This window comes from Mangrovibacterium sp., assembly GCF_041596335.1.
Lineage (GTDB): Bacteria > Bacteroidota > Bacteroidia > Bacteroidales > Prolixibacteraceae > Mangrovibacterium.
Genome location: NZ_JBFHIT010000016.1, coordinates 17,602 through 34,988, shown reverse-complemented (window position 1 = coordinate 34,988; position 17,387 = coordinate 17,602). Strand labels below are relative to the sequence as shown.

Here is a 17,387-nt window from a genome sequence, read left to right as displayed (position 1 = left end):
TAAACGAAAAACTGGTGGGTAGCAAAATGGCTCTAAACAGCCTGTTCTCCTTCAGCATTATTCGTTGCATCATTCCGTTTTAACCAAAAAGCAATCCAATCGTAATCTTATTGGATTGTATTTAAAATCTTGTTATTAAGGGTGTAATCCTGAAGTTCTAATTTTCCGCCTAATATGGATTGTAAAACTTCATTGGATGAAAATTTTGAATCAGGAAGCCAAAGTATTCCGAAACGACGGACTGCGCTACTATTTATTGGCTTATACCATTTTTATTTTGCTGGGATTAGTTGTTCTGTTAACCACGAATTACGGCGATGTCGTGCTGTTTATCAACAAATATTCCCGCATGGAATGGGATCGGGCGGTGGACTGGATTACCCGGATTGGCTTGGGAAGCACAATGGCCATTGTTGCCGTAGGTTTTGCTTTGTATAAATTGCGGTACAGTTTGATGATGCTGTTCAACCTCGCTCTGGTTGGATTGGTCACCGCCTTGTTTAAGAAATTACTCTTCCCCGATATTGTTCGTCCGTTAAAGTATTTCGACCCGGAAGCTTTTCACCGGATGGTTCAACTTACCGACTACAACCTGCTGCATAGCTTTCCGTCGGGCCACACCATGACTATTTTCGCCATGATGAGTTTACTGGCCTATTTTTCCGGACGTAATTTTGTCGCTGTCATTTGTGTTGTGGTCGCAATTGTGGTAGGTTTCAGCCGAATCTACTTGTGCCAGCACTTTTTTGTCGATGTGTATGTCGGATCGATGTTGGGATTGATTTGCACGGGTACAACCATCTGGGTCGGCGATTACGCGATTAAGCTTCGTTCGAAACATCTGTTCGAAAACCCTTTCCTTATCCGGCAGGCAAAACGCAGTTTTACGGCTTTCTTTTGGTGATAAAAACAGTGACCGGCGATTCAAACAAGTCGTGGCTCGAAAAGCTGATTTCACATCCTTCAGGGAGCGCAATTTCATTGACTTTTTTCCGGGTCGATATAACCACTCCATCCGGATATTGTTTGAAGAAAGGAGCCAATTCATTGTCTTGCAGGGGCGGTAGTTCCTTTTTCAGGTTGAAGGCATAAGCAGCGTTAAACTTTCTGAAATAGCGGACTTCTTTGCCCTGCAGCAATTCGATGCTTTTGGCTACCGGGTTTTGTCGGTCGATCTTCGGAAAAACCACTGCGAAGAAAATTAGTGCAACCGCCATTCCTGCAAAAAGTGTGAAAAGATGCATCAGGGGCAATTTCTTCTGAAAGTGAAAGAACAGGGCTGTTCCGACAAGCAAAGGGAAAGGCACAAAATACCAGCCCACCCAACGAATATCAGCCAATGACGGGTCAAATTTCAACCCAACAATCAGGGCGGGAACCAAAATCACCGAGAAGATGAAAATAGTCCAAATTCCCGCGGTGAACGCTTTTGGGCGATTTCGGTTATTCACGATAAATTGACCAATTAAAATTGCCAGAAAGGGGAGTGCGGGAACGGTATAGTTCGGAAGGCGTGTTTTCGACAGCATGAAAAATCCTACAATGCAGAGTCCAGCCAGGAGGTTGAAGAGTATAAAGCGTTCCTTTCGGTTACGGAAACCTTCAACCAGAGCTTGCGGCAGATAAACAGAGAAGGGAAACAAGCCGATAAGGACAAATAGAAGTGTGGCCACAAAGGTGCCACCATGTCCTTCCATCTCATCGGTAAATCGTCCAATGTTGTGGCGCAGGAAGAAGCCCTCTGTCCAGGCACCATTTGTTTTCAGGTGTGCTAAAATGTACCAGGGCATAGCGATTAGTAACACGAATGCAGCTCCCCAAAATGGGCGTAAAGTCCGAAGTGTTGGCCAGTTCAATTGCTTGCTCGAAATAAGATACAGCAAAAAGATAAGTCCGGGCAGTGCGATTGCGATCGGCCCTTTCGTTAAGGTTCCCAGCCCAATTGAACCATAAAGCGCAATCAAGTAGACTATTTTTCGGTTCTCAAGGAATGTGTAGAACGAACAGATGGCCACTGACATGAAAAACACGAGATACGGATCGGGAACGGCCAGGTGGAACTGAATGCTCAGATGAACGGATGCAAGCAAAACTCCACCTGTGATTAGTCCGGTTTTCGAACCCGCAAATTGTCGGGCAAAAAGTGTAGCGATCAGTACTGTCAGTGCGCCAAACAAAGCTGAAAAAAAGCGTGCTGCAAATGGATTGACACCGAATACGGAATAGCTCAACATCATAAAGAAATAATGTAACGGAGGTTTGTCGGTTCTAAGTTCCTGATTGAATGTTGGTACAAAAAAATCGGCTCGTTCCAGCATTTCACGGGCACATTCCGCATTCTTCGCTTCATCCAGGATGTAGATACTAACCGCTCCACTGTTGAAAAGGTATAGACTCCATGCAAGCAGAAAAACCAGCAACGGATAAAACTTATATGAGCTTAGTTTGTCGATCATGATTTGTGTAGTGAGTAGATTTCATGTGTTTCAGCGCAAAAATAGAATTCAATTTAGTCATTCCGGGGTGCGGAACTCATCCTTAATTAAGATGTATTGGTTTCTTGGTTGAAAATTAATTGTCGGATAACCAACCAGCAGGCAGCGCTAAATTTGGGCTTTTGTAGGATATTTTATTGATATAGAAATTATTCCGGATGCATGTATCAATTGGGATTTGGTAGTTCTGTTTAAGCATAAACGCCTGTCTTTAGTTGGACTAAATTTCTTTTTTTACCTTCGTAGCGCATTTTGAAAAAGAGATTAATCCAATTTTAGTGAAAATGAAAGAATTAAGTCTGGTTGTTTGTGTCTACAATGAAGAGCAAAATATAAAACCACTTAGTGAGCAAATTAAGGCTGCTTTGGTGAATTTTGAATATGAAGTTTTGTTTGTTGACGATGGGTCAACCGACCGGACTCGCGATGAGGTCAGGGCTGTTGGAGACGAACGTTTTGTATTGGTTGAATTGAAACGCAACTATGGCCAAAGTTCAGCTTTACAGGCGGGGATTGATCAGGCATCGGGTGAATATGTGGCACTAATTGACGGAGACCTGCAGAATGATCCGGCTGATATTCCAATGATGCTCAAGATGCTGAAGGAAGGCGACTGGGATATGGTTGCCGGTGTACGCGCGAACCGTAAGGATGGTGCGTTTCTTCGAAAAATTCCGAGTAAAATTGCCAACTATATCATCCGCGAATCAACCGGAACACAAATGCGCGACCTTGGATGTACCTTGAAGTTGTTTACCAGCGAAGCTGTAAAAAGCATTCATATTTATGGCGAGCTGCATCGTTTTATCCCCGTGTTGCTGGCGTTCGAAGGTTCAACACGTTTAACTCAGGTTGATGTGAATCACCGGGCGCGCGAGTTTGGGCGTTCAAAATATAACCTTAGCCGGACAACCAAAGTGTTCAGCGATTTGGTGTTGATGCTGTTCCTGCGCAAATACTTGCAGAAGCCCATGCACTTTTTTGGCAAACTGGGCCTGCTGACTTTTGGTCTGGGAGCAATCATCAACTTTTACCTGCTAATCCTGAAAATTTTCGGACAAGACATCTGGGGAAAACCCTTGCTGGTGCTTGGACTTATTTTGTTGGTTGCCGGTATTCAGTTCATTACCACCGGTATTATTGCCGAAATGCTGATGCGGACATACTTCGAGTCGCAAAATAAAAAGCCCTATCGCATCCGAAAAATTAGTAAAGCGGTCTAATTTTAAAAACGGATAAAAAGCAAGTTCCAATTTTCTGATTTTGAAAGTTGGAACTTGCTTTTTTGCCCTTTACTCATCGGTATCTTCTTTTACGCCAAATGTATTTTTAGCACCACTAAATACTGCTTTCCACCAATAGTTGAGGGTCGATTTATTGGGGTCGCGATAGTAGCGTATATCGTCTGGAAGTAAAAAACGGGTGCGCGGGCTTTTTGACTTCAACATGAGGCTATTGGCCAGAAAACTCAGGAATTTAGCTTCCTTCGTATTCCCGTTTTTATACGCTAAAATCGAAATTTTCAAATCTTCGTACGCAAATCGTAGTTTCCCGTTTACCGCCACTGAATCTCCGCTAAACTCAAATTCAAATCGGTTTAACTGTCCGGAGCGAACAGAAATGGACGCGCCGTTTTCGGTAATCGGATTCATTGCGGTGAGGTCGAATGGGGCTAACGAACCTTCGGCTTCAAAACGATTCACGGGCGAATTCATGTCGAATTTGAACCCTGCTTTTAATTCACTCGCTCCCATAAGTTTGGCCGAGGCGTTCAAGTATATATTAGGGTGAATAAACCGGGACTGACGAAGGTTGGTAAACGGATAAAGTTCAGCCTCTAGTTGCTCAAAGCTTACGCGGCCCGGCTCCGGAGTTTCAATGGCTTGCTCCGAGTAAATTATTGTTGAACGATTCAGTTTGAGTGTATCGAAATAAAAGGGCATCTCAATTTTCCGAAAAACATCCTGAAGCATTGGCGGAAAACGATTTGGGTCGATGTCAACTCTCTTATCCCGGTAAATAAGCAGGTTGGCTTGTTCAATAGCAACATTCTCGCCAATAAGCTCCCGATCTTTAAACCACTTGTCCAGATCAATGTTGCCGACATTAAGTTGTTTTACGTCGCCGGAATAGTAATCCTGCTGGAACGAAATCTGTTTCTGAAAATCATCGGGCCCGAAACGAGGAATAATATGGAGTCCGGAAAGGGTCAGGTTGTTCGACCGGGTTGAGTACGCAAGCTGGTCGACGCGCAAATCGTAGAGATTATGCTTGTCGGTGTACTGCATGTTTCGCCTGATAATTGTAAGATCCTCTGCGCCAAGCGGTTTTTCCGACAGCGTACTGTCCAGCATAACATCGTTCATCTCAATGTCTACCGAGTTCAGTTTTCGGTTGTGCTTCCGGCCAAAAAAGTTGAAAGTGGCATTGTTTACCAATACTTTACCGGCTGAAAGTTCGTCCATAATCGCGTTAAGGTCTGGTGAGAGTTTGATGTATAGCGGGTTTTGTCTTTGCTTACTTTCTTTTTCGCGAAGGTTGAAAACCGGATTATCGACCAGGATGCGCGAAGCATGAAAGCGGTTATGGTCGAATGCGTCGGTTGGATCCAGTTGCTCGAATTTTAAATGAGGAAATTGGATCGAGATCACTTGATCCGGACTGGTTCCTGTGTGTTCGATTTGCAGTTCGTTAAGTTCCAGTTTCTTTTGTCCCGAGGAGAAATCAATGTCTTTAACGTGAATAACATAAGGAACTTTTGTTGGCGAAAGGGTCAGATTTGTAAGTCTGGTATCAATATCTTTTGCCGAAAAACGAGCTGTTTTATTGTCGGCTGTTCGTTTTAGCTTGACATCCAATAGAGACAGGCTGACGCTCGAACCTGCCAGCTGAGTTTTGTTTGTTCGGCTGTTTTTATACATTATTAGTTTGCCGTTAGTTAGGCTCACCTGATCCAGATTCAGCTCTTTCAATTCTTCAGGCAGAGGAATGGTTAGGTCTTTGAAGTTGAATTTGTCATCTCCTTCGCGGTTTCGGTAGACTTGAATAACCGGAGATTCAACCTCAACTGATCCAACATCGAGGATCTCGTTAAAAACAGCCTTCGCCAGATCAATTTTGTTCAGGCGGATTTTGGGAACACTAATTTGGATGTGCCACGGAAGTTTGTCGTAGTCGGGGCTGCTAAGCTCGGGGAAAAGCAGGGCGTTGTGAATGATACCCTCTGATTTGGACGACGACAGGCTGATTTCGCTGGCTTTTAAAAAATGCACATTGTCAGATAGCTTAAAAAGGTGGTCTTTGATTTTCAGTTCAAAATTATCGGAAAACAGCATCCGGTTTGAGTGCAATTCCTCCCGATTGAGCCGAAACTGATCGAGATTGAGACTAAAATCGTTCTTTAAATTGATCGTTCTTCCTTTTCGGCTATGATTGATAAACTGTAGTTCGCCGTTTTCCAGCGCGATTTGTTCAATGCTGATTTCCTCAATGTAATTTTGCAGTAGCCCATAAAACTCTTCCAGGTTTACTCCTTCATCCGTCTGGCGTTGGTGTGCAAACACTTCAAAATAAATCTTCGGGTTTGTTATTGTGAACCGGTTTATATTCAGCGATTTCCGGAAAAAAGCATGGTGGATATCGGTGTGTTGAAGCTGTAATTTAGGAATTTCAATTTCGTACAATTCCGAGCGATTTAGGCGTTCCAGCATTCGTCTTGCATTTTTTGATTTGTCGGGAAACAAATGTAAGTCTTGGATGGTGGCTAGTTGTTGAAGGCTCGAAACCGCAATTTTCTCAACCTGCAAAATGTGGAGCTGATCGGCTAATTGCATTTGGTAGTTGCTGAATGTCAGATCAAAGTTGGTGGCAAAAAATAGTTTTTCAGTTTGGCGTGCACTCACCGAATCAAGCATGAAATCAGTTAGATTGAAATCGAAGTCAACTTTCAGGTGCCCGTCATCCCTGGCATTCCGGTAGTCGTTAAACACAATGTGTCCCTGATTAATCGCAATCACATTTGCATAAACTCCTTTGATGTAGTCGCGGATAAATTGATACAATAAACTTTCCTCGTCCTGTTGCTTCCCGATTTCGTTCGAATGTTGGTTCACAGTTACCTTCGGACTGTATATGCTCAATTCATCCATGGGCATTTCGCGAAAATGGAATAGGCGCGACAAATTCACCTTACCAATTCGGATACTATCGGTTTGCAATTCAACGGTGGTCTGCAGTTTGTGTTTTTCGGTGGATGGAGTCAGGCGTAATGCTTCAGCTTTTAGCATGCTGTCGCGGCTTGATACTTCAATATTCGACGCTTCAAACCGGTGAACCTGATCGTTTAGTTTTAGTGAATAGGCATTTACCTTCAAGCTGATTTGATCGGCATACAGAATTTTGTCCAGTCGGTAATTACCGGAGGAATCGAGCTCGAAATTTTCTGCTTCGGCATCAATTCCGGATAGTATTTGTGTGTTGTCAATCGCCGGAGTTCTCGGCTCAAATTTTAGTTGATTGGCATGAAGGTGCAGATAGTTAATCTTAATGAAGTTGAAGTCATTTCTCACCAAGTCATACAAATCGTATTGTTTAAGGTCTCTAAAGCTAAGTTTTCGGGAATTTACCCCGGGTTTAATTCGGATGTTGGCTTCCGCGATTTGTACTGAATCAATCCAGACGGAATCGTTTCCGATTATATCGCGAAGGTTGTTTGATTTTAGTTTAATCGTCGGTATGTCAATCCAGTAGCGGGTTTCTATTTTTGTGCTGTCATTTATAGGCTGAAGACTGAAGTCTTTTCCTGTAATGTTATTTTGTTCGATGGAGTAGGTCAACTCATGTACATGAACACGATGAAGACTATCTCCCAGCAGGCGGTTAAAATCCACGATTCGTACAAAAATATCGTCGGCATGAAAGAATTCATCTCCCCGGCTCAAAACCGTAGAATCTAATTTAAAATTTCGGATGCCTATTTCCAGATCATTCACCGAACTCAGCGCTTTATTCTGATTTTGCAAGCCATAGTGAGCCAGATAGGCCTGCTCTAGTCTGATTTCCCGAATCGTAATTCCTTTGAGGCTTCGATTAAGAAATGGCCTTAGCCGACTAAAAAGTTCATCCCGGTTTGGGGTGTCGCGCTTCAGTCCATCACTGCCTATTATTTCAAACTTTGGTTTTCGAATTACCAACCGGTCGATCTTCAGACGGTGGTGCAGCAAAAACGCGATCGGGGAAACACCCGTCGCCTTTAAATTTGAAGTGTAAACCGCATAGTGATTCTGATCTTTCTTGAGAGGGATAAGTTGTAGTGAGTCAATTACAATTGTTCGGGTATATAGGTTGGCGCTGATGCCGGAAAATGAAATCCCGTATTCACCCTTGCTCGATTTGAAGATATAGTCGTTCAGGTGTCGTTTTATATAACCGGGGGTAGCCAGAGTGATGCTCAACAACAGAGCTGCTACCAATATAGCGCAAATGGCAGCAATCCGTCTGTATGTTTTATTTCTTATGGCAGTCCTCTTTTTGTTCATACAGCTGATTTTGCATTGCAATATACTTTACTAAAAATAGATTTTAATTTTAGATTGACCTTAATTCGATCGTGAAAATTTGTTTGGCTTGTGAACGCAACTCTTGTGTTCCCGAATTTTTCATTCATTTTATAAGCCGATATTGTCTGCCGAATTGAAATTGGAGAATTTGATATTGCTGAATACGAAAGGCGATTTTTAGATCGGTCTGTTGTGTGTATCCCAGATGCTGGATGGCAAAAAAAAGCGGCAGTCGTTAATAGAGGTTGACCCTAAGTTAGTCAACACAAGAAGGTTTCGATTGTGGGACGCTAGACAAAAAATAGCGATTTGCAGTGGATGAGCATCTGTTTTCATTAGCGAATGAAGAGGAATTCTACCTGTGCGGACTAGGAAGAATTTTAAAATAAGGATAGTCGATCCCCAATTGAAACCGCATGAGTTTAATGTATTTTTCGACCAATCCGGTAATCAAAAAGTTTTCGCGGACATGCTCAACCGCTTGAGTGCCCATTCTGGCGCGTTCCTCTTTTTCTAAAAGCAAATGCTTGGCGTGCGACACAATGCTGTCTGTATCCATTGGGCCGACTAAATAGCCGGTTTTCCCGGGTAAAACTTGGGTTACTATACCACCCACACTGCTGCCGATTACTGGTGTTCCTTGCCATAAAGCCTCAGTAACCACAAGGCCAAAGCCTTCCTTGGTTGATACATGAATAAAAACCTTCGCCAATTTCATTAGCGCTCCTATGTTTTTATCGTTGTCCGGAATATTCAACAAGGGGTAAATATCTTTATTGCCATTAATTACCTGCAAAATATCCTGATACATTTCCATTCCTTCCGGATCATCGTCTGCCGAATTGCCAACAAGTATCAACTGAGGCTTGAGTGCTTTTATTTTTTTATCGCGGTTTAGTTTTTTAAACGCTTCAATAATCGTCTTTTGGTTTTTGTGGATGTCATAGCGTGAAACAGCAAGAATGATTGGCCTTTCAGGATCAATCTGATATTCTTTTAACAGCGGATCGAGTGTGTCAAGTGCTTCTTCGTGTGTTCGTTGCCTGTTTTTGAAAGTTAACGGATCGATGGCTGGTGAGATTTGGTAAACCGGCTTTTTAATCCCGGCTTTTACAAATTCTTTCATCGAGAAAATCACTCCGTCGTAGTTGTTGATGTATGGAAGCAGGAAGTTCCAGATTAATTCGTTTGCTTCGGAAGTGTCTATGTGGCAGCGCCATATCAATTTGCTATCATAGTTTCCATGTATAATGGAAGCACAAGGCTGAGGGTCGTGAACAACCGTGAAATCTTCTTTGATTACGATATTTTCAAAATTTTTCTGATTGGTTTTGATATAGATGTCAAAAAGATCTTCCAATGTGAATTTTTGATCAACTCCCTGAATGATGTTATGAAAGCGTTTTGTAATTGAGTAGAACGATTTATCTCCTTCAATGCAATACCAGTTGGTGTTGATTCCAAGATTTCGGGCCAGAGGAACGATACTGTTAAGCATCTCTGCCACTCCACCGCCTTCGAAGGTGGAATTTATATGAGCCCATTCCCTGTCCTGTAGAACCTCAGCCATGCTTCTTAAATACTCAACTTTCTGATTTCCGATGTATTCGGCGTAGGCGTCGACATCGATTTGGCTTAAATGATTATTTTGTTTCATAATGCAGTGGCTTTATGGTAATCAATAATATAAGCTACGACTAAAAACCAGAAGGAGCAAAAAAAAGTCTTGTTTTGTAAGTGAAATCAGTTGTTTAGCATATGTACGAGTTTACAAAAGCTTTCTTTTTTTATATAGTATCGATGGCAATTCATGACTGGCATGGAGCGATTGTTGGTCGGTCTCAGCTTTCTAAAATTGCGTGGCATAAAACAAGGAGAAAAAAAAACGCGCAGAAAAATCTGAGCGTTTTCGGGTTTAATTATTGGTTGTTTGTCGCTTGATTCCTTTCGACAGTTTATTGTCGCTACTGTCGCAGGTTTATAGCTTCTATTGAATGGAGAATCGTGCAAAAACTTTGTAATTGAGTTTTATTTTTTGGAAACTGAGTTCCTGTTCTGTGACCGGCGGAATGTCGGCTTCTGCGTCCATCATGCTTAAGGCCATCGTTTTTCGCAGGTAGGGTTGTGAGTAGGTTTCGCGCTCTTGAATAAATAGAACTTTTCCTGTACGTTGATTGAGAGCATTCAGTAGGTAGTCCGACTTTTCCTTGGCGTTTTTTACGGCCAAAATTTTCACGTCTCTTTTTAAAGCGTCCATATCGCTATGGTCTACCCGGCTAATGAACGCTTTCTCGGCTTTCATGTCATCCAGTAGGTCCCAAAGTCGGCTCAATTCGTCAGTTGTTTTGATTTTCATTTCATAATCTTTTGACGCTAGAACATCTTTTTTCTTGCGAACGATTTTAACGTAATCAGAATTGGCATCAGCCACCGAAAGGTGATCCATGTTGAGTCCCGCTGCATTGAGTTTCTTTCTCATTTCACTTTCCAGTTTTTTTAGATCCGATTTATTTCGCCCCTCATATCGTTCTGTTAACGTAAATTGAAGATAAATTTCGTCCGGGATTACCTCCATTTCACCTTCGCCTGTAACTTCAATGTAGGGCGTCGATTCGAGTGGGTTTACAGTTGATTGGGCCGACAGAAACGTCGTTGCCAGCAGGAATGTGAGTAAACTGATTGTCGTCTTCATAGTCGAAAATTTTTGTGGTAATTTATTCATCTTGAAATGCATGGTGACAAACGGATTTTTTGCGTTTAAATCGATTTAAATTATGTACTATCTTTACAAAAAATATTTTTTATGGAGCCTTTTCTGAAGCAAGTTGCCCGATTTCTGTACCAATCATATCGAGAGCGGATTGACCGTGTAACGCTCGTTTTTCCGAGTCGGCGTTCGAGTATCTTTTTTAATGCCTATCTGAACGATTTGGTCGCCAGTCCGGTTCTTGGGCCCGAGGTCATCACAATCAATCAACTTGTTTCCGATCTTTCCGGCTTGCAAATATCAGACCATATCAGCCAGATTCTTACTCTGCATCAAATTTACAAAGATGAAACGGGACATGAAGAGGAGTTGGATGATTTCTTTTTCTGGGGCGAAATTCTGCTCAACGATTTCAATGATATGGATAAATATCTGCTTCATGCAGATGATTTATTTCGGAATATTTCGGATCTAAAGGAAATTGAAAGCCGTTTTGATTATTTGACTGCTGAACAAAAGCAAGCCATTGAAAAATTTTGGGGAAGCATTGGGAAAGCCGGAGCGTCGAACAATCGGGAGAAATTTATGGCAATCTGGAATAAGTTGGCCTCCGTTTATCACCGTTTTCGTAAGGAGTTGAAAACCGAAGGACTGGCATACACCGGCATGGTTTATCGCGATTTGGTCGAAAACTGGAATGATGACATGGAAAAGGCTCTTTCGTCTGAGCATTACCTTTTTATCGGGTTCAACGCGCTGAATGCCGCCGAAGAAAAGCTTTTCAGGCAGTTTCAGAAGAATGGTAAAGGTGAATTTTTCTGGGATTATGATCCGGCTTTTGTAGCGGATGTGCAGCACGAAGCCGGACTTTTTATCCGCCGAAACCTGGTTGCTTTTCCACCGCCCGAAGGCTTCGAATTGCTCGGCAGAAATCAGGCAGTACCCAAGGTGAGTATTGTGTCGGTTCCGGGACAGGTGTCGCAAACGCAAGTGATAAATCATCCGTTGTTTGCAGGTGCTTCAAATCCCAATCCTCGATTTGATGATGTCGCTATGGTTTTGGCTGATGAAAGTCTGCTCGTTCCCTTGGTTTCGGCAGCCGGAGGCCGATTCAATAAAATCAACATCACAATGGGGTATCCTGTGCAAAATACTCCTGTGTATAGTTTTATTATACAATTGGTTGATCTGCAGAAAAATTACAGATTCTATGGAGGTGAGGACGCTTTTTATTACAAGCCCGTTTTGGCGCTGCTGAATCATCAACTGTTGGCTTGTCCGACAACCAAAGAGATTGTTCGTGATATTCACCTGCAGAATAAGATTTATGTGCGAATCAGTGATTTGAATCAAGATAAGTTGCTGGGGGAAATATTCCGGCGGATGACTTCGTGGGAGGCTTGTTCGGATTATTTATTGCAGGTGGTGAAACAGTTGGCGCAACGATTAGGAGAGGCTTCGGAGGATGAAACGAATCCGGCGCTCGATGCAGAATACTTGTATCAGGTTTATTTGGTGATACAGCGCTTGCAGGCGACCTTGTTAAAACACCACCCCGCGAAAATATCTCTCGCGCTTTTTTACCGCATTTTGATGCAACATCTACAGCGAATCAGCATCCCGTTCGAAGGTGAACCACTCTCCGGACTTCAGGTAATGGGGGTGCTCGAAACCAGAAACCTCGATTTCAAGCGACTGTTTATGTTCTCAGTCAATGAAGGGCGGCTGCCGAATAGTTCGAGCACACACTCTTTTATTCCCTATAACTTAAGGAAGGCGTTCGGTTTGCCGGCATACGAAGAGCACGATGCCATGTATGCTTATTATTTTTATCGGTTGGTTCATCGTGCGGAAGAAATTGTACTTGTCTACGATTCGTCGGGAGATGGCATGAATAGTGGCGAGATGAGCCGGTATCTTTTTCAGCTGTTATATGACTCGCCGGTAAAGCCCGAGCTTTATCAGCTGAATTTTGATTTTAAATCAACCGAGCCGCAGCCAATCGCAATTCCATCCACAGCAAAGCATCGGGAGCTATTGCTTTCACGATACGCCGAGCGCCGATTGAGCCCGAGTGCGCTGAGTGTATATCTGGATTGTAAGTTGAAATTCTACTTTAAATATGTTGCCGGAATTAAAGAGGCCGATGAGCTGCTGGAAGATGTGGATCCACGTCTTTTTGGAAACCTTTTTCATTTTGCATCGGAACTTCTATACGGGCATTTCAATGACAAAACGGTAACTGCTGCCGGACTGGATGAATTGTTGAAAAATGAAGCTTTGATTCAACGGGCAATTCACGATGCCCTTATCCGGGAGTATTATAAGGATAAAGCATTGAAGAATATCAAAATTACGGGGAAAAATATTCTGATAGCGGAGAACTTGAGGATGTATTTGACTAAAATGCTCGAAAACGATAAAGCGTTTGCGCCATTTAAAATTCTGGAATTGGAGGGGGAGTGCGAAGCGACGTTTAAGTTGCAGGTTGAAGGGCAGGAGCGAAGCATAAAATTGGGTGGAATTGTTGACCGAATTGATCAAACGGCAGACGGGATTCGGATTATCGACTACAAGACAGGCCGCAGTCTGGAGTTGGTTTTCAAAGAATTCGAAGAGTTTTATCGTCGCGAGTCCGATAATCGTCCCAAGGAAATTTTTCAGACCCTCGTGTATTCCGAAATTTACAGTCGCATGACAGGGGTAAGTCCCATCCTGCCATCGATCTATAAAATCGATCAATTCTTTACCGATGAATTTAATCCTGCGGTAAAAATGAAAGGTCAGCCGGTGGTTTACAATTCAATATCCGAACCTTTCGTCGCTAGTTTGCAGAGTCTGTTGGAGGAAATCTTTGCCTCCGACAACTGCTTCGACCAAACAACTAAAAAGCGAAAATGTGAAAGTTGCCCCTACAATGTGATTTGCCGCAGGGGTTAGGGTCAGATGCTTCAAAAACGACTGATTTTTTTCTTGTTCTATAGGCTATTCGTGTCCTTTGAGTAGGTCGGGGCGCAGTAGTTTGGTGCGTTGCCATGCTTGTTTTTCTTTCCAGTCGTTCACTTGCTTATCATTTCCGCTCAACAAAATATCCGGTACTTTCCATCCTTTGTAGTCGGCAGGGCGGGTATAAACCGGTGGGCTCAACAGGTTGTCCTGAAATGAGTCGGTCAAGGCCGATGTTTCGTCCGACATGGCTCCGGGAATCAAGCGAACAATCGCATCAACCATTACGGCTGCCGCCATTTCGCCGCCAGTTAAAACGTAGTCACCAATCGAAATCTCTCTGGTAATTAAATGCTCGCGCACGCGCTGGTCAACTCCCTTGTAGTGCCCGCAGAGGATAATGATGTTTTCGTAGAGTGAACATTGGTTGGCAATCTGCTGGTTGAATACTTCACCGTCGGGGCTGGTGTAAATAACTTCGTCGTAGCTTCTTTGTGACTTCAAATGCTCGATCGCCGATTCAATTGGCTGAATAGTCATTACCATACCTGCTCCGCCGCTAAAAGCGTAGTCATCAACCTTCCGGTGCTTGTCGGTCGAAAAATCACGTATGTTGTGCACATGGATCTCAACCACGCCATTGTCCTGGGCGCGTTTTAAAATTGAATACTTGAAAGGGCTTTCCAGTAACTCGGGAACTACAGTGAGAATATCGATGCGCATATCAATTGAATTTTTTGCAAAAGTAACAGAAATCGTCAAAGCTGAAGAATAATTCTTGAGAGTAGATTATAGGTAAAATAACACGCAGAATGCCAAAATGGCAGTTTTTATTTGTTCAAATCGGTAGATGTGGCATGGTTTGTTGTTGGTGATGCTTCATTTTGACTTATTTTTGAGAATGGAGTGACAGTTGATTAGGGAGAGAAGAAATAATTAAAAATTGAAAACTAAATTTTTTGGAGGATAGAAATATGAAATTAGTAAAAGTTAATCCAGCTTACAGTTTTAATGCCGTTGATCGACTGGTGAATGATTTCTTTTTGCAAGGTTTACATGCGGATCGTTACGCACGTAATGAGATTAGCGTGAAGCCGGCAAGCAATATTTATGATTTAGAAAATTCGGTGCGTATTGAGATGCAGATCCCAGGTTTTAGTAAAGAACAAGTGAAAATTACCTTGGATAACGATCTTTTAATTATTCGAGGGGAAGCCGCAAAAGCAGAGGAGTCAGCATCCAACTATTCGCGAATCGAGTTCAAGACTCAGGGTTTTGAGAAGAAATTCAAATTAAATGAGGACTTGGATCGTGAAAAAATCCAGGCAAACTTCGCAAATGGCATTTTAATTTTAACATTGGAAAAAAGAGAAGAGGTGAAGCCGGTTGTGCGAAATATTGAAATCGCTTAAGGATTAAGTAATTAATAAAAACTAAATGCCGCATTCGTTTTGGATGCGGCATTTTTTGTAACTTATCATCGTGTTTTCTCGAAATAGTCGGGTATTTGCTTGAGTATTCGTTATGAAAATTATATTTTCGTAGAGTATAAGAGACCTGAATATCTGAAAATTACTCAGTAATTTTAACACCATTAATTGCATGGAACCTAAAGATCTAAAAAACTCGAATGATGAGTTAAAAGCGAAGTCGGAAAATTCCGGTGAAGCTGCTGCGCCAAATGAAAGCCAGGAATCTGCGAACGTCGATTCAGCCGCGAATGCGGGGGGAGAGAAATCGCAGAGTGATATAACCGTACCACAGGAACAGAAGTTGCCTGAGAATACAGAAAAGGAAGATCAGAAGGAGGAGGTTGCTGAGCAAGAAAAGGCAACAGAAAATGATAAAGCTGATGAACCTGTCATCGAATCAGAAAACGAGGATAACTCGGATGAGGAAGATGAGGAAATGGATGAGGATACAGCCAATGCGATGATCGCACAAGGGAAAATTGATTATTCAACCTATACTGAAGTTGAATTGATTAATGCACTTCGCGATTTACTTGCAGCAACGACTGACGATGATATTAAAGACGAAGTAGATCGAATTAAAATAAATTTCTACAAGAAACACCGGGCAAATATTGAAACAGAAAAAGCAGCTTTTCTCGCTGATGGCGGGAAAGAAGAGGAATACGAACCCGGAAATGCCCCCTATGAAGATGATTTGAAAAACCTGCTCAAAGAGTACCGACAGCTGAAAAGCCAACGGATGAAGAATATGGAGGAGGAAAAGGAACAAAATGTAGAAATTAAATATCAGATAATTGAGGATATCAAATCTCTGGTAAACCGGAAAGAATCGATCAATAAAACTTTTCAGGAATTTCGGGATCTACAGCAAAAATGGCGCGATACAGGATTAGTTCCACAATCTAAACTCAAAGACCTTTGGGAAACCTATCATCACCATGTTGAAAATTTCTACGATTATATCAAGATTAATAAAGAGTTACGCGATCTTGATCTGAAAAAAAACATGGAGATAAAAATCGGCCTGTGTGAAAAGGCCGAAGAGTTGGTTGTAGAGCCATCTGTAATAAAGGCGTTCAATATTTTACAGAAATTTCACGAACAGTGGCGCGAGGTTGGGCCCGTTCCGAGAGATAAAAAAGATGAATTGTGGGAACGATTCAAAGCTGCGACTTCGATAATCAATAAAAAGCATCAGGAGTATTTTGAAGACCGCAAGGACGATCAGAAGAAAAATCTGGACGCTAAAACAGTCTTATGTGAGAAGGCAGAGGAAATAGCTGCGTTGGATTTAACGAACCATAAAGAATGGGACGATAAGTCGAGAGATTTGATCGAGTTGCAGAAAGTTTGGCGGACAATCGGTTTTGCGCCCAAAAAGGATAACAATAGAATCTACGAACGATTCCGGAGTGCCTGTGACAAATTCTTTGATGCCAAACGCGAATTCTACGCGCAAAACAAAGAGTTACAGCAAAATAATCTGCAGATGAAAACTGATCTTTGTGTGCAGGCTGAAGCGTTGAAAGATAGTCAGGACTGGAAAAAGACGACTGATGAATTCATTCGGATTCAAAAGAAATGGAAACAAATTGGGCCTGTTCCAAGAAAACAGTCGGATGCAATTTGGAAGCGTTTTCGTGCTGCCTGCGATTTTTTCTTCGATCAAAAATCAGAGCATTTTTCAACTGTTGATCATGATCAGGTTGAGAACCTGGAGAAAAAGCAAGCTTTGATCGACGAAGTGAAACGGTATGTCTTAACAAAAAATGAAGATAAAGATTTGGCCCAAATGAGGGAGTTTCAGGGCCGTTGGACAGATATCGGCCATGTGCCCTTTAAAGAAAAAGATCGGGTTCAAAATGAATTCAGAAATGCGATCAATGCACATTTCGACCACCTGAAGATTGATGACCATAAGCGGGACATCCTGAAGTTTAAGTCGAAAATGTCTAATTTTTCAGAGAGTAACAGAGGGCACAACAAGATGCTTTATGAGCGCGATAAATACATTAGCCGAATGAAGCAACTGGAAAACGACTTAGCGCTGCTGAATAATAACATTGGATTCTTTGCCAACACAAAAAATGCAGAATCGCTCATTGAAGATGTCAATCGGAAAATACAGGACACCGTAGAAAAGATTGAGCTACTGAAGGAAAAGATTCGGATAATAGATGATATGGATGATGATAATTAATCAATA

At 42.2% G+C, this 17,387-nt stretch carries 10 protein-coding genes; 5 read left to right on the top strand and 5 right to left on the bottom strand.

The genetic code is table 11. From position 1 onward, the window contains the following. Positions 1-196: 196 nt before the first annotated feature. Positions 197-904, top strand: coding sequence for a phosphatase PAP2 family protein (locus ABZD21_RS07785; protein ID WP_372774138.1), 708 nt, complete (start codon positions 197-199; stop codon positions 902-904). Here ABZD21_RS07785 and ABZD21_RS07780 read toward each other — a convergent pair. Beyond that, positions 885-2,456, bottom strand: coding sequence for an ArnT family glycosyltransferase (locus tag ABZD21_RS07780; RefSeq protein ID WP_372774137.1), 1,572 nt, complete (start codon positions 2,454-2,456; stop codon positions 885-887). The two genes, ABZD21_RS07785 and ABZD21_RS07780, sit on opposite strands and share 20 nt — an antisense overlap. Before the next feature lie 323 nt (positions 2,457-2,779). Here ABZD21_RS07780 and ABZD21_RS07775 point away from each other — a divergent pair, with 323 nt between their 5' ends. Beyond that, positions 2,780-3,718: a glycosyltransferase family 2 protein gene (locus ABZD21_RS07775; protein ID WP_372774136.1), complete on the top strand. Its 939-nt coding sequence runs from the start codon at positions 2,780-2,782 to the stop codon at positions 3,716-3,718. Positions 3,719-3,787: 69 nt separating this feature from the next. Here ABZD21_RS07775 and ABZD21_RS07770 read toward each other — a convergent pair whose 3' ends face one another. The 3 genes from ABZD21_RS07770 to ABZD21_RS07760 all read right to left on the bottom strand — a co-directional run bounded on the left by ABZD21_RS07770 (position 3,788) and on the right by ABZD21_RS07760 (position 10,745). After that, a complete protein-coding gene (locus ABZD21_RS07770) occupies positions 3,788-8,032 on the bottom strand; it encodes a hypothetical protein (protein WP_372774134.1) in 4,245 nt (1,414 codons plus the stop codon). A gap of 376 nt (positions 8,033-8,408) precedes the next feature. Further along, positions 8,409-9,710, bottom strand: a complete 1,302-nt coding sequence (locus ABZD21_RS07765) for a glycosyltransferase (protein ID WP_372774132.1) — start codon at positions 9,708-9,710, stop codon at positions 8,409-8,411. 330 nt (positions 9,711-10,040) lie between these two features. After that, on the bottom strand, positions 10,041-10,745 hold the full coding sequence (locus ABZD21_RS07760; protein ID WP_372774131.1) for an SIMPL domain-containing protein: 705 nt from the start codon (positions 10,743-10,745) through the stop codon (positions 10,041-10,043). 111 nt (positions 10,746-10,856) lie between these two features. Between ABZD21_RS07760 and ABZD21_RS07755 the strand changes: the two genes are divergently transcribed. Then, complete coding sequence (locus tag ABZD21_RS07755) at positions 10,857-13,700, top strand: PD-(D/E)XK nuclease family protein (protein WP_372774129.1); 2,844 nt, start codon at positions 10,857-10,859, stop codon at positions 13,698-13,700. A 45-nt stretch (positions 13,701-13,745) separates the two neighbouring features. Here the strand turns inward: ABZD21_RS07755 and trmD are convergent, their stop codons facing one another. Beyond that, complete coding sequence (gene trmD / locus ABZD21_RS07750; protein ID WP_372774128.1) at positions 13,746-14,429, bottom strand: tRNA (guanosine(37)-N1)-methyltransferase TrmD; 684 nt, start codon at positions 14,427-14,429, stop codon at positions 13,746-13,748. Between the two features lie 251 nt (positions 14,430-14,680). On the opposite strand from trmD, the gene ABZD21_RS07745 reads away from it, so the two are divergent. Both ABZD21_RS07745 and ABZD21_RS07740 read left to right on the top strand, forming a co-directional pair. Next, positions 14,681-15,118, top strand: a complete 438-nt coding sequence (locus ABZD21_RS07745) for an Hsp20/alpha crystallin family protein (protein WP_372774126.1) — start codon at positions 14,681-14,683, stop codon at positions 15,116-15,118. A gap of 190 nt (positions 15,119-15,308) precedes the next feature. Next, positions 15,309-17,381 carry a DUF349 domain-containing protein gene (locus tag ABZD21_RS07740; protein WP_372774124.1) on the top strand — a complete coding sequence of 691 codons (2,073 nt, stop codon included), beginning with the start codon at positions 15,309-15,311 and terminating at the stop codon, positions 17,379-17,381. Positions 17,382-17,387: the final 6 nt, after the last annotated feature.

Coding starts and splice junctions, on each gene's coding strand:
- ABZD21_RS07785 (WP_372774138.1), top strand. CDS start 197: ATGAAAATTTTGAATCAGGAAGCCAAAGTATTCCGAAACGACGGACTG.
- ABZD21_RS07770 (WP_372774134.1), bottom strand. CDS start 8,032: ATGAACAAAAAGAGGACTGCCATAAGAAATAAAACATACAGACGGATT.
- ABZD21_RS07740 (WP_372774124.1), top strand. CDS start 15,309: ATGGAACCTAAAGATCTAAAAAACTCGAATGATGAGTTAAAAGCGAAG.
- ABZD21_RS07755 (WP_372774129.1), top strand. CDS start 10,857: ATGGAGCCTTTTCTGAAGCAAGTTGCCCGATTTCTGTACCAATCATAT.
- ABZD21_RS07775 (WP_372774136.1), top strand. CDS start 2,780: ATGAAAGAATTAAGTCTGGTTGTTTGTGTCTACAATGAAGAGCAAAAT.
- ABZD21_RS07780 (WP_372774137.1), bottom strand. CDS start 2,456: ATGATCGACAAACTAAGCTCATATAAGTTTTATCCGTTGCTGGTTTTT.
- trmD (WP_372774128.1), bottom strand. CDS start 14,429: ATGCGCATCGATATTCTCACTGTAGTTCCCGAGTTACTGGAAAGCCCT.
- ABZD21_RS07760 (WP_372774131.1), bottom strand. CDS start 10,745: ATGAAGACGACAATCAGTTTACTCACATTCCTGCTGGCAACGACGTTT.
- ABZD21_RS07745 (WP_372774126.1), top strand. CDS start 14,681: ATGAAATTAGTAAAAGTTAATCCAGCTTACAGTTTTAATGCCGTTGAT.
- ABZD21_RS07765 (WP_372774132.1), bottom strand. CDS start 9,710: ATGAAACAAAATAATCATTTAAGCCAAATCGATGTCGACGCCTACGCC.